This is a genomic window from Acetivibrio straminisolvens JCM 21531, from assembly GCF_000521465.1.
In the GTDB taxonomy this organism is placed as follows: domain Bacteria; phylum Bacillota; class Clostridia; order Acetivibrionales; family Acetivibrionaceae; genus Hungateiclostridium; species Hungateiclostridium straminisolvens.
The window spans coordinates 15,702-29,432 of record NZ_BAVR01000049.1 but is presented as its reverse complement, the minus strand read 5'-3'; the positions used below and the strand labels follow the sequence as shown (position 1 = coordinate 29,432).

General features: G+C 39.7%; 9 protein-coding genes and 2 pseudogenes. 1 reads left to right on the top strand and 10 read right to left on the bottom strand.

The genetic code is table 11. The annotated features are described in order from the left end of the window. Positions 1-248: 248 nt before the first annotated feature. The 4 genes from JCM21531_RS22215 to JCM21531_RS12630 all read right to left on the bottom strand — a co-directional run bounded on the left by JCM21531_RS22215 (position 249) and on the right by JCM21531_RS12630 (position 5,107). Entirely contained in the window at positions 249-746 is a 498-nt protein-coding gene (locus JCM21531_RS22215) for a hypothetical protein (protein WP_243467641.1), read from the bottom strand. Positions 747-802: 56 nt separating this feature from the next. Then, the gene (locus JCM21531_RS22210; protein ID WP_243467640.1) at positions 803-1,285 is read right to left on the bottom strand and encodes a dockerin type I repeat-containing protein; all 483 of its coding nucleotides are present in this window, start codon (positions 1,283-1,285) and stop codon (positions 803-805) included. A 192-nt stretch (positions 1,286-1,477) separates the two neighbouring features. Continuing rightward, a complete protein-coding gene (locus JCM21531_RS12635) occupies positions 1,478-2,578 on the bottom strand; it encodes a PRK06851 family protein (protein ID WP_038290415.1) in 1,101 nt (366 codons plus the stop codon). A 156-nt stretch (positions 2,579-2,734) separates the two neighbouring features. Continuing rightward, positions 2,735-5,107, bottom strand: coding sequence for a glycoside hydrolase family 9 protein (locus tag JCM21531_RS12630; RefSeq protein WP_038290412.1), 2,373 nt, complete (start codon positions 5,105-5,107; stop codon positions 2,735-2,737). A gap of 544 nt (positions 5,108-5,651) precedes the next feature. On the opposite strand from JCM21531_RS12630, the gene JCM21531_RS12625 reads away from it, so the two are divergent. Beyond that, the gene (locus tag JCM21531_RS12625) at positions 5,652-6,449 is read left to right on the top strand and encodes a hypothetical protein (RefSeq protein ID WP_243467639.1); all 798 of its coding nucleotides are present in this window, start codon (positions 5,652-5,654) and stop codon (positions 6,447-6,449) included. A gap of 86 nt (positions 6,450-6,535) precedes the next feature. On the opposite strand, the gene JCM21531_RS12620 is transcribed toward JCM21531_RS12625, so the two are convergent. The 6 genes and pseudogenes from JCM21531_RS12620 to JCM21531_RS12595 form a co-directional block, all read right to left on the bottom strand. Next, positions 6,536-6,781: a (2Fe-2S) ferredoxin domain-containing protein gene (locus tag JCM21531_RS12620; RefSeq protein WP_038290410.1), complete on the bottom strand. Its 246-nt coding sequence runs from the start codon at positions 6,779-6,781 to the stop codon at positions 6,536-6,538. A 1-nt stretch (position 6,782) separates the two neighbouring features. Then, positions 6,783-8,483, bottom strand: a complete 1,701-nt coding sequence (locus tag JCM21531_RS12615; RefSeq protein ID WP_038290407.1) for a [FeFe] hydrogenase, group A — start codon at positions 8,481-8,483, stop codon at positions 6,783-6,785. A gap of 4 nt (positions 8,484-8,487) precedes the next feature. After that, positions 8,488-10,361 (bottom strand): annotated as a pseudogene (gene nuoF, locus JCM21531_RS12610) (NADH-quinone oxidoreductase subunit NuoF). Continuing rightward, complete coding sequence (locus JCM21531_RS12605) at positions 10,354-10,839, bottom strand: complex I 24 kDa subunit family protein (protein WP_038290406.1); 486 nt, start codon at positions 10,837-10,839, stop codon at positions 10,354-10,356. The pseudogene nuoF and the gene JCM21531_RS12605 overlap by 8 nt, the downstream one beginning before the upstream one ends. Before the next feature lie 11 nt (positions 10,840-10,850). Beyond that, a complete protein-coding gene (locus tag JCM21531_RS12600; RefSeq protein ID WP_038290404.1) occupies positions 10,851-12,020 on the bottom strand; it encodes a SpoIIE family protein phosphatase in 1,170 nt (389 codons plus the stop codon). Then, positions 12,013-13,684: pseudogene (locus tag JCM21531_RS12595) on the bottom strand ([Fe-Fe] hydrogenase large subunit C-terminal domain-containing protein). Before JCM21531_RS12595 ends, JCM21531_RS12600 begins: the two are co-directional and overlap by 8 nt. Between the last annotated feature and the right edge of the window lie 47 nt (positions 13,685-13,731).

The following is a 13,731-nucleotide window of genomic DNA, read 5'->3' as shown; positions in this document are numbered from 1 at the left end:
ATTTTAATATATTATTATAAACCTAAAAAATGATTTCCTAAATAAAAATTCGATTTTTCAATTTATTATGCTTAACACTTTTCTAAAATCTTTGCTTTTTCTTTACTTATACTTTACCTTGGCAATATAGATGAGGGGATTCAGGTGCAAAAAACAAGCCCCGGATCCCCAAAAACAGTTAATCAATATCGCTTTTTTGCTTTACGCCAAATTAATAATAGATCGCCCACGGATTGCTGCGGTCCACTCTAGTCGGTATCCCATGTAAATTCATCATCGGACATATGGTTATTTTTAAGATACCATGCTCCCAAAGCAGCGGTTTCATCCGCATATCTTACAATCCATGCTTCATCCGCACCGTCAATCCAACCTGTATTAAATCCCATCAAGCCATGACGGGCTATATCCTTGCCGCTGTATTTCTCTTGGGCAAGTCTTGCAAAGTGCAAAAAGTGCCTGATTCCCATATGTACCGATATACCGACATCATAGAAATTGTAGTCTGTAAAATCGTATTGGTACATCTCCGGGACATTATGCTCCGGCATATAGTTTGGATCCGCATTTGCATAGGCCGTCTCAGCTGTCTGCAAAGGTCCGAAAGCATGAGCAGCTCCGCTTCCCGTCTCAGTTGCCGCCCTAAATGTAGACTCTCTGGTAGCCATTCCAAAGAAAAACGCATACGCTACTTCTTTATTCTTAAATCCGCATACATTTCTGATAACGTCCCAGTGCTCATCCACCTGCTTTTTTATAATGGCTTTAATTTCACTAACTTTTAGCGTTGAAGCTTTTGAAATCAGTTCCTGTTTTGAAGTTCCGGGAGGAAAATATCCGTCACCGTAATTGCCCGTTTGAGTGCTTGTAGGAGTAGGGCTAGCCTGCGTTGGTGTAGGCGTTGGTGTAAAGTTGGCGTTGGTGTAGGTGTTGGTGTAAATGTAGGTGCCGGAGTGTTAGAATTCTTCGGAAACTCATTAATCATACGAAGCAAATACCTTTTTAAATAATTATAGTCAGTACTGTTGATAACATTGTCTCCATTTACATCTCCAACCCACATGTCATCGTCAGCAGGAAAGTCTGTAATAAAACGAAGAATATACCTCTTCATAAGCGAATAATCGCTGCTGTTGATAACACCGTCTGCATTTACATCACCAATAGCCGTCTGACTCCAAGCATAAACATCGGAATATCCTCTAAAAAACAGTTCGCCAAAGCATAAAAATTGAAAAGTTACAATTGATAGTACAATAAAAGTACTTAAAATCTTCTTTTTCACAATATACCCCCTTACAGTTATAAAAAAACAAATCGGCTCAATAAAATCGGTCCTTTAAATAATCAAGTAAAGTATAAATTTGCTTGTTGTGCCAACTTTTTTTCGATTATATTGTATCACAGATTTAAAATCATGTTCAACCCTTATATTAAAAGGAGTCAGACTTGCATCCGACTCCTTTTCACCCATATCTCAACTATCAAATAATATTTGTTCTTTAATGCTGTTAAAAGTCATCAAATAACATTTTTCTATAGCCTCAAAATCCATATTGGGTATGTAATAGCTCTCCAAGATGTCATGAATTGCTTTTGCTTTGCCAATTGTCTTTATAGCTGTGTCCAGCAACATATCAAAATTCTTTTTGTTATATTTCACAGTGTCCTGATATTTTCCCAATTCTAAAGTATTCAAATATTCATCAAGGTTAAACTCTACCGAATTTTTTACATTGGCGCTGTGATAATTATTGGACGTTGTTATAGAAACGTCCAAATCAGGTATTATAAGATGCTCCAGTTTATACGGATTTAATGCACAGTAGAAGGACTCCACATCATAACCTCTTTCCACAGCCGCTTCCTTAACCTTTTGAATCACTCTTTCAGTCCCGGTTCCCTGCATACCTTTAAGTACATATACCTTACTCGTATTAATCAATGTATCAAGATAGTTTACGAGTCCATTTGGAGTAATCGCACTCGCAAAAAGTTTTCTATCCTTGCCGGGACGGTCTGCAATGTCCCTGTCTCCCAAAATCTCATTTTTCAACTTTTCGGAAAGTTTTCTTACCTTTGCATCATCAACACACCAGCTTACTATTTCCACATTATCCTCATATATAGAATATGCTGCCTTTATGTACCTGTATGCCCTTCTAAACGTTCTTCCCACTTCTTTATTGGCTTTAAGAATGTCTTCCTTGTGTTTTTTTAACTCCTCATTATTCCAGAAATCTCCCAGATTTATTATCTCATCTACCGCTCCAGGATTTTTAGGGTCCACAACATGGGGTGCAGTCCCATCAAGAAGAGCTACTTTCAGGGATGGTATGACCACACCGTCAAGGCTGTTGTTGTCACTTGAACAGTGCATTAACTCTATATCATATCCCAATTCCAGCATTTCTTCTCCAACTCTTTTCATAAATGTCGACTTTCCGACACCGGGGCCGCCTTTAATGCATATAATTCTATTAGCCTCTTCCTGACTCAATATATAATCATAGTAGCTGAAAAATCCCTGTGATGTATTACCTCCCGGAAACATATGCCTTATTCTGCCTTTTGACATGCAAAGTCCCTCCATTCAAATTGATTTTCTCAAATATTTTGCGTAACCCATTAATAAGATATGCAAAAAAACCTATTTGTGTTTAGGACATAAGATAAATAAAAAGAAGGCTACCTTTGAAATAGGCAGCCTTCTTTTTTATAATTTAGTTTGCATTTATATCGGAATAGAAGGAATTGAACGAAGCAAATATCTCTTTAGAATTGAATAATCCGTTGAATTTACTTTATCGTCTCCATTCAGGTCAGCCGCTTTTATCGGCACATTTAATTCATTAATCTCCTTAAAGATATATCTCTTCATCAAAGTCAGGTCTGATGAATTAACCTTGCGGTCTCCATTCAAGTCACCGTACGTGAACTCCGGTGTTTGAGTAGGTGTAGGTGTAGGCTGTGGTGTAGGTGAAACTTGAGGTGTCGTTCCGTCCGGCTCAATTCCTCCCACCAGAACACCGGCATCATAAACACATATATTGTTGTTTCTTGCAGGTGTTCCGGTATAATTGCTCTCTTCAATACGCAGTTCCTGATAGCTCCAGTCGTCTGTCGGATTCCAATTGTTGCCCCAAGCATATGTACCCAATGCAAACTGATACTTTTTGTTGGAATTTGCAATCGGAAATCCTTCCCAAGATACTTCAACATAGTAGATATTATCTTTATAATGATGCGGACCTGTAAGCGTAGCCGCATAATCCGTCTCTGCTGCAGTTTGATCGTAAAGTTGTCTCAATTCAATCATATTTGGTTCAAGGGATGACATTCCGGTAGCATCGAAGAAGTATCTAACTGAAATATTCTTTGATGGTTTTCTTGCATCCGAACGTACATACAAAGTAACCTCAGTTGCTTTCGGTCCGTCACTTTGCACTATATCAACACCAAATGCTTCCACCCAATATGAAGAACCTCCGTTTTCAGGATCGGATATCTCAACTTTTGGCGGAAAATCAGGTGTAATCTCCATGGAAGGGTCTCCAAAATATCTGTATAGACCTGCACATGCACCGACAAACGCAGCATTGTAGTCTATCGTTACTTCGTTGTAAACCCAGTCTGATGTAACATCTATATGCTCATCATCCGCACCCGGTCCGCCAACCAATGCACCGTACAATACAAATTTGTGAGGATCGGGATCTTCACACTTTGACAAGCCTGATGCTGCTCTATGGTGCGGGAATTTTACGGAATTTTCACTGTATCCTACAATGTAGCAGCGGTTAAGAGGATTATTTCCCATAAGATATTGCATTTGCGATTTTGCCCACTCACTATATTTTGATGGAGCATCCCCGTGATGCTTGTCATATACAAGGGCTACAAACTGTGTAGCGGTATTGTATCTTGCAGAACCCCATTTATTAAGGAATGCGTATCCGCCAGGCGTAATTTGAACACTCTTGCCATTCATCCAGTTGTCGACCAACTTTGCAACTTCACTCCAGAAATCTATCGGCTCATAAGGACTTTTGTTGGCAGCTTTTCTGAATCTATTTTCAAATTCTTCGCTGTCTTTATCGTACAGGTCGTCTATTTGGCCCATAATACATGCCGTACCTGCCCAAACGTCATTCCAGCAGTGCGTCCAGCAGGAAGGTGCATAATAGTCATAGTACTTAAATAGTTCATCCAGATAATGATCATCCTGGGTTGCCAAATAAAGCCATGCGGCAGCCCAACAGTAGTCATCCTGCCATTTTGAAGAAGTATAATATCCCTTAGGACCATCAGCGTTAACTTCTTTATCATTTTTTTCGGCAAAGTCAAACAAAGCTTTTGCATAGTCAAGACTCTTTTGTGCATATTCAGGGTCTGTATCTTTGAAGTTAAAGTAGTTTACTGCAAGGGAAGCTGCCGCTGCCGACACGCAATCTGTGGAAGGCAAGTCTTTAGTAGCAAACCATCCTCTACGGAACATTTCATCAATTTCAGGCGGATTCCAGTAAGCATGGTCAATATCTCCGTCACCCACTTGATAACAAAATGCAACTACATTACCGTCTTTATCCCTGAAAGTACATCTCATGAAATAATCATTAAAATAACGTAAAATTGTCTCTGCATGCTCTGCCTGTCCAGTTGCTTCATACTGTTCTCTGAATTCATAATATCCCCAACCCACTGTAGAAGCAGAATAGGCTTCGGGCATACCGAACTTCACATGGTCACCGGCATCGTGAAAACCGCCGGAAACATCAACTTTACCGTCTCCGTCAGGGTCAAGTATGCTGATGTTGCTTCTGATAAAAGCATCCGACATATTGGTGTTTACAGAATCAAGCGGAAGCTCCTCATCATAAACATGGCAGTTACCTCTCCAGTTGTACTGTCCGTTTTCTTCAACCCCGGTTCCGCACATGTTTGCATCGTAAAAATACATGGAATACTGCAATGCCTTGGCATAGTTGTATTCCAAGTCTGCAGCACTGATATTGATAGTGCCGGCAGGAAGAACAGTCAAAGCAAGAATAATAAGACTAACTATTAATGCTTTTGTTCTTTTTGACACTATTTTTTTCTCTCTCATATTTTCCCATCCTTTCTAAAAATATTAACGAAAATTTCAAAGCATTAAAGCCTATTGCGGTACACTTAAATTTGAATATACACCTCCTGTTTGGTTTATAATATTTATGATCAAAAACCAAAAATCAACTTTTTTTAATAGGCAAACCGCTAATATTATATATTTTCGAAATACTTCAACAAAATAGGACTCATTATCCAGGAAAAGATTTGGCACGAAAAGAAAAACGAATTGTCTACAGCCTTAATTTGAACTTGAATAAAATGCTTATCGTATGATATTTGTCTATACCTTGGCAGAAGTGGTTTGGCATTAATTGTTGCAACGCATAAGTATTACTATTAACTAAAACTACACTTTTCCCTTCTATATTCTTCTATATTTATATTACTATATTTTAATTCTCTTTACAATTGATTTATTTATCTTGGTATATAGAAAATCCAAACCTTTAATCAAACATGGCGTTGAAAATTATGGAATCATAGTGTAAAATTAATAGCAAATATTATAAACTTTTTGCATTGAAAGGGGATAAAAGATTATGAAAGCAAAAAAAGTCATAGCATCTTTATTGATTCTCGGCATTTTCCTATGTTCTTTTATGACTGTAACTCCTGTTTTTGCTCAGGATAATAATTTACCTGAAAGCGTTGTTTACAGTATGTATGATGCCAGAAACAACAATAATTTTAATCAATTTATCAGTAGTTTCTATTTGGCAGATATGCTACCCGAAAACGATATTGAAACTCTTAAACAGACCTTTTACAACGAAAGAATCGAATTCACAATCGAGCCTTTAGAGCATATTTACGGAAGTAGAGTTGCAGAATTTACATACATAGAGATTGTAAAAATAAGAAATAACAGCAATAGATTTGCAATCTCCACCAATAAGATTACCGCATCTCTTGTAAAAATAGACTCCGAATGGAAAATACTTATGCTCGATTACATCGAAAGTTACCCCTTTAGTATTCCTCAAGACATCGTGACCACATTCTACAATGCCCGAAATAACAAGGATTTCGATACATATATCAATTGCTTCTATTATGCAGATTTACTGAGCGAATCAGACTTAGAGTCATTTAGATTTCCTTACTTTGTAGATTCTTCCTATACATACGAATCGGAAATCGAACCGATTAGTTTGTCTGTTACGGACTCAAACAATGTAGAATTCAAATACTATGAACTTCAAACAATTACAACCGATAAAACAAAACTACTTCGAAAAACTGAATTCACAGCATATCTGAAAAAGAAAAATAACGAATGGAAAATTGAATACTTTGATTTAGGTTCTGACGAAATTACCATTTTGGAACGATATTAATATGCCGTTTTTGAAGCTAAAGGGCAGCTGCAAAGCCGCCCTTTTAGTTTGCTTTCTAAAGATACACAACAAGTTTTCCCATTTAACTATACCTTAGGCAAAATCACATTGTTAAAAAATTCCTCTGCTGCCTCAGGCAAAACCCCAAAAATCTCATTATTGATCTCTATGGCAACTCCGGCCTTCTGACACTGCTTCATACAAAAGGTTGCTTTAATATCAATTCTGTCATGCAAAGCTTTTTCTTCAATAAGATGCTGAAATTCATTAATAATATTATAAGAACCCTTCAAGTGGCACGAGCTTCCGACACATATTTTTATCTCCAGCATACTACTTTGCCTCCTTTTTTGAAGCATAATCAACATGAAGAAGTTCATGAACCCTGCCCTTTAAAATGCCTTTATAAAGTGTCATCATAAGTGGATTTTCTTCAGAGGACTTGATATTGCATAGTTTGTCGGCACTATACAACCCCTTGCCCCGCTTTTCTCTTTCCTCGCTCTGAACGAAGGGCTGTCCACCCCCATTTATACATCCACCCGGACATGCCATAACTTCAACAAGATCATAGTGTTCACCGGATTTGATTCTTTCAATCAAATCGCTGGCATTTTTAAGTCCGCTAACCACAGCAATTCTGAGCTTTCTGTCGCCATACATCACCGAAGCTTCTTTTACTCCCTTCATTCCCCGAACACCGGTGTAGGCCAGTGACCTAAAGGAAGTTGGAGATTTGTCGGAAACCACTCTTCTTAAAACCGCTTCAGTAACGCCTCCGGTAACACCAAAAATTACGCCGGCCCCGGTATATGTTCCAAAGGGCATATCGATTGCCTCAGGCTCCAGTTCTGAAAATACTATTCCCGATTCTTTGATCATTTGAATAAGCTCCTGCGTTGTAAGTACATAATCAACATTGGACACCCCATTAACTTTAAACTCTTCGCGGGCCGCTTCAAATTTCTTTGCTGTACAAGGCATAACAGCAACATGCACCAACCGCTTGCTGGAAGTTGAATATTCCTCTTTTATTATAGAAGCGAACATCTGCATCGGTGAACGGCATGTGGAAACGTGGGGCAAAAGCTCAGGATAGAATTTCTCGCAGTAGTTTACCCACGCAGGACAACATGATGTAAAAAGGGGCATATCATTTTTTCCCTCTTTAATACGTTTTAGCAATTCCGCCGATTCTTCCAAAACAGTCAAATCCGCTCCGGTTGATGTATCAAATATATCGTCAAATCCCATACGCCGCAGAGCTGCCACAATTTTACCTATGGCATTTTCCCCGTCGTTTAAGCCCAGCTCCTTCCCTAAAGCAACGCGGACAGCAGGAGCTATCTGCACCGATACCCTGGTGTTTTTATCATAGATTTCTTTCCATACTTTCCGTGTATCATCTTTTACAACAATTGCGCCGGTGGGACATGCCAACGCACATTGTCCGCAGCCCACACAACTTGACTGGGCAATGGGTTTGTCAAATACAGTACTGATTGTCATTTTAGAACCTCTGTACGCAAAATCAATAGCCCCTACATTCTGTACTTCACTGCATACACGGACACAGTCCCCGCAAAGAATGCACTTGCTTTTGTCTTTCGTTATGCAAAGCGAAGAATCGTCCACATCCGGCTCCGGTGAAGTATTGGGGAAACGAATACGGCTTATATTGTACCTCATTGCAAGGTCCTGCAATTTGCACTTTCCGTTATTATTGCAGGTTGTGCAATCACGGCAGTGATTGGCAAGCAAAAGTTCCAAAATCATTTTACGGTACTTTTGAAGTCTTTCTGTGTTTGTTTTTATACTCGTACCGGCCTTCGGAGGAGTGGAACATGCAGCGTCCAATCCTCCCCATTCATTTTCAACCATACACATACGGCAGGCACCGTAAATCGACAATTCGGAATGATAGCAGAAGGTAGGAAGCTTTATGCCTGCTTTTCGAATAAGCTCTAGAAGGTTTTTTTCTCCGTTTATCTCAACAGGAATCCCGTCTATCATTATATACTCTTTATTATCCATCTCTTCAGCCCTCCAATATTGCGTGGAATGCACAAGTTTCAATACATGCACCGCACTTAATACATTTGCTCTGATCTATAACAAAAGGTTCTTTTACCTTTCCCGTTATAGCACCCACAGGACAACTCCTTGCACATTTTGAACAGCCTTTGCACAAAGAAGCATCAATTATAATGTTTTTTAGCTTCTGGCAGTTGCCCGTAGGACATTTCTTATCATAAATATGGGCTTCATATTCTTCCCTAAAGTTCTTAATTGTGCTTACAACCGGAAACGCCGCAGCTTTTCCAAGTCCGCAAAGCGCCGTTGCCGAGATTGTGTCCGCCAACTCCAAAAGAAGCTCTATGTCACCGTCTTGACCGTTTCCTTCAACAATTCTTTCCAAGACCTCCAGCATTCTTTTTGTACCTTCGCGGCAGGGTACACATTTTCCACAAGACTCATTCTGGGTAAAATTCATAAAGAAACGTGCAACTTCAACCATACAGGTATTGTTGTCCATTACAACCAGCCCACCGGAACCAATCATTGCACCGGCTTTTTTGAGCGAATCAAAATCCAGCGGAAGGTCTAGATCCTTTTTCGACAGGCATCCACCTGACGGGCCGCCAATTTGCACGGCTTTAAAATCTGCTCCTCCCCTCATGCCTCCTCCGATATCAAATATCACATCTCGCAAAGTTGTACCCATGGGAACTTCTATCAGACCTGTATTTTCTATATTTCCCGTCAGCGCAAAGGCTTTTGTTCCGGGGCTTTTTTCCGTTCCGATGGATTTATACCAACAAGCTCCGTTTCTGATTATAAGAGGAACGTTGGCAAAGGTTTCAACATTGTTTAAAACCGTTGGCATGTCAAACAAGCCTTGCTCCACAGTTCTCGGAGGCTTTACCCTGGGCATGCCTCGTTTTCCTTCAATCGACGCCGTAAGTGCGCTTCCCTCACCGCAAACAAATGCACCTGCACCACGGTTTATATGAATATTGAAACTAAAACCGCTTCCTAATATGTTTTCTCCAAGCAATCCATACTCTTTTGCCTGCTCAATAGCCTTTTTTAGCCTCGATACTGCCAAGGGATATTCGGCACGCACATAAATATAGCCCTCCGAAGCTCCGCAAGCAATACCGGCAATTATCATTCCTTCAAGCATTCTGTGAGGGTCACCCTCCATAATGCTTCTGTCCATAAATGCTCCCGGGTCTCCTTCATCTCCGTTGCACACAACATACTTTTGCTTTGTATTCTGCCTTTTTACTTGTGCCCATTTGCGTCCTGCCGGAAATCCTCCTCCACCGCGTCCGCAAGATTGGCTTCTGAAATTTCATTTATAATATCATCGCTGCTCATGTCAAACAACGCCTTTTCCAAAGCACAATATCCTCCGGTTGCAATGTACTCGGTTATAGATGTAGAATCGATTTGACCGCAATGTTCCAATACGAGACGGGTCTGCTTCTTGTAAAAGGGAATTTCATCCTGTTTTTTGTATACAATCCCGTTTTGATTATAGGCCAGCCTCTCAATATGTTCCCCCGCAACTATCGTTTTATCCACAATCTCTTCACAATCTTCGGGCTTCACCTTTGTATATAAATAACCTTCGGGTTCGATTCTAACAAGAGGCCCCATTTCACAAAAGCCATGACAGCCGCTTTTCTTCATTCCTATAGTATTTTCATGGGGTTCTTCTTGCAATTCAACTTGGCAATTCATTCCCCTCTTTGAAACCAACTCCGAGAGCCGCTCGAAAATCTCAAGGGAACCACCGGATACACATCCCGTACCTGCACAAACAAGTATTCTCTTTTTTTCTGTCATAAGGTTTCTTGAGTACATTTCCCTAACCCTTTGCAATTCTTCTCTACTACTAATCATCGGCATTTCCCTCCCTCAATTGTTTTATGAGTTCTGAGGCTTTATCGGGAGTCATTTCGGCATATACCTTGTCGTTTACCGTTATTACCGGAGCAAGACCGCATGCTCCAAGACAAGATACCGTTTCAACCGTAAACATCAAATCATCCGTTGTAGGCTTGGTACCGGAAAGACCCAATTCTTTTCTAAGACGCTCTATAATCGGAATTGATTTTCTTACATGGCATGCCGTTCCGTCGCAAACTTTTATTATATATTTGCCCTTTGGTTCCAAAGAAAAGTTTTCATAAAAGGTTGCAACACTAAATATTCTGGCTTCACTTACTTTAAGTTTTTCTGAAAGATACGGAAAGACTTCTTTTGGGATATAATGATATTCTTCCTGAATACTTTGGAGTATGGCAATGATCGCAGTCTCAGAAATACCGTGTTCGGTCAAAATACCGTCAACCACACTGTAATCAAAAGTTTCACTCATTGTTATTCACCTCAAAAATAGCTAAGATTTATTGTTTTGCCCATTAGCTTAAGCATCTTTGAAAGTTCTTCCACCAACTGCATTTTAATGTTAAATCCTATAGGAAGATTGGGATTCTGGTGGGCAGGATTGATAGCCCTTCCAACATAGAAATTGATATCCGTTGCTTCTTCAAAAAGCATTCTTGCTATCATCGAAGCACCGTCATTTTTGTTATGCCACTCGTTATAAAAAATGTTTTTTCCGATACAATCCTTTGCATATTCCAGAACCCGGCTTATTGTCAATACGCCCTCTGTTACGAGGTCGACCCCCTCAATTTTTGCAATGGGCGGAATTCTGGGGTCGATATAATCAATGGTTGTCTCAAGCTGCCTGCCCAAAAACTGTGCAGCAAGCGTTGATGTGGTACCGCCGCATACAATATGTCTTCCCTGCTTTGCAAAAAACAAAGACATCATATTATGAACATCATCAGGGTTTTGCGGAGGACCAAACATTAGGTTAACTACTTGTCTTTTTCTAATTTTAACTGTTGCAATAGTCGTATCGTCTCCCGGCATATTTGCATATAAATTATTGCATGTGTCAACTAATAGAGATGTAATGGCATTAGCAGAAAGACTGTTTTCATAATGGGATTCAATAAACTCAATAATATTTTCCCTCTGCCAGCCATAGTTTAAAGTCTGGCCGACTCCCGCATAAATTGCCCCGTCACTCATTGCAACAAATACATCATCACAATTTAACCTTATCTTGGATTCTACAATTTTTTTGCCGGATATTATTTTGGTCTGTGTGGGATAATCATACTTTTTGCCGTCACGTAAGAGTATTACCAAAGGATTGTCATACTGAATTATTTCTGCGTAGGTGTTGTTGCTAATCCTAATTATAGTAAATGTTGAATAGGCAATACCTCTGACTTTGCAAACCGGAAGGGTTGACATAATCGTAGCAACACACTCTTCTATGCTCATATGTGCCGCAATCATTGTTGAAATAATTTTTGAAGTTAGAGTGGATAAGATGTTGGCCTTGACGCCACTACCCAGGCCATCGGCCAAAACCAGAATCGTGGTGTCGTCATCTTTTACAACTTGTATCATATCACCACACAGTTGCTCCCCAAATTTGTTAAGGCTTCTATAACCTAAATCAACACATAAATCATTCATCCTCCATGGTCTCCTTCAGCTTGGCCAAAGCAATTTTAGTCTCAGCGGTGGTTTCTCCTAAAAGAAGTGCTATCTCCTGTACGACTCTCATCTGTTTTTCCACAACCTTGTCCGCTATTTCTATTGCTGCCTCGCTTTGTTTGTTTTTCAGCGCTTTAATTTTCTCTTCCTGAGTCACATCCTTCATAATTATGATGATAACGTGATATTCCTTATCGTAGATAATAGTTTCGTCTACATATTTTTTATATTCTGCAAAATACTTCCTTTTGTAGTAACAGTTTTTGCCCTCTTTTAGCGCAAGAATATAGTCAATGGGATCGAGTATTCTGCTAACCGGGCTTCCTAAAAGATCTGTAGACGGGCTTATATTTAGAATTCCTTTTGCGGCATTGTTTATTTGCTGAATCTCAAGATCTTCATTCAAAACTATAACACCGTTGGGTGTATTCTTAATAATTGCATCGGAAAAGCTCTCTGCTTTTTCCTTGAGGTACGGAAGGCACATTGTAAGATCTGCTTTTCCGTTTAATACTGCTATTGCTTTGTCGCGGCAAGTGTCATAACCGCAACTGCCGCAATTTAACTCCTGTTCTATGGATGTCTTACCCATTTTCTTTAGAATTTCCTCAACGGCAGTACCTCCAGGCATTATCTTGTGTACACCTTCAAACCGGATTTCCTTTTTTAGTTTTTCAGAGTCAGGCACAAAAACCGAAAAAATCCTTTGCTCCGGTATTTTGATTGACAGCTAATATAGATCCGACAATGTTGCTGTTTTTTCTCCTTGCCGGAGGACCGTTTATGCAACTGCCCCTGCAGGCCGACATTTCAATAAAGCAATTGTCAATTTCTTCGCTCTCTATATTCTCCAGCGCATTTATGCAGTTTTCCATACCGTCCACTATCATGTAATGATATCCGGGAGTTTTGTCCATACTGCCGATAATGCCTCCGGAAACAGGAAAACTTCTGGTCCTGCCCACTTTACATTCGCTTTTTTGGTTGTCAATTGTAATATTCTCTGATTTTAACCATTCATCCAGCTCATCGAAGGTAAGCACAAGTTCCACATAGCCTTTATACTTTTCCGCTTCATCCTTTTTTGAGATGCACGGTCCGATAAACACCACCTTTGCACCTTTATGCTCATCTTTCAGCATCTGTGCATGAGCCAGCATCGGTGACAGCACATCTGCCAAATACGGAATCGCTCCGGTATAATGCCTTTGAATCAAAGTATTTACCGTATGGCAGCACGAAGATATTATAATTCTGCTTTTTTTATCTTCTATCATTTTCTCATATTGTCTTTTAACAATATACGCACCTTTTGCCGTTTCATCTGCCCCTTTAAACCCGAGTTTTATTAATGCCTGTTCCATATCATGTATACTTTTGTTATGAAACCACGCAACAAAGGAGGGGGCAATACTTGCATAAACATCATATTGCAAAACCAGTTGTTTTGCCTTTTCCACATCGGACCGTATTTGCTTTGCGTTTTGCGGGCAAACGACATAGCATTCGCCGCACAAAACGCATTCATCTCTTACTATATGAGCCTGACCATCAGTAAATTTCAACGACTTAACCGGACAATGCCTTATACATTTATAACAGTTTTTACAATTTGATTTTTTCGTCTGCAAACATTCGGTCATCAAACTCGCGCTCCTTATTCACCAGCAGCACTGATTACTTGTTTTTT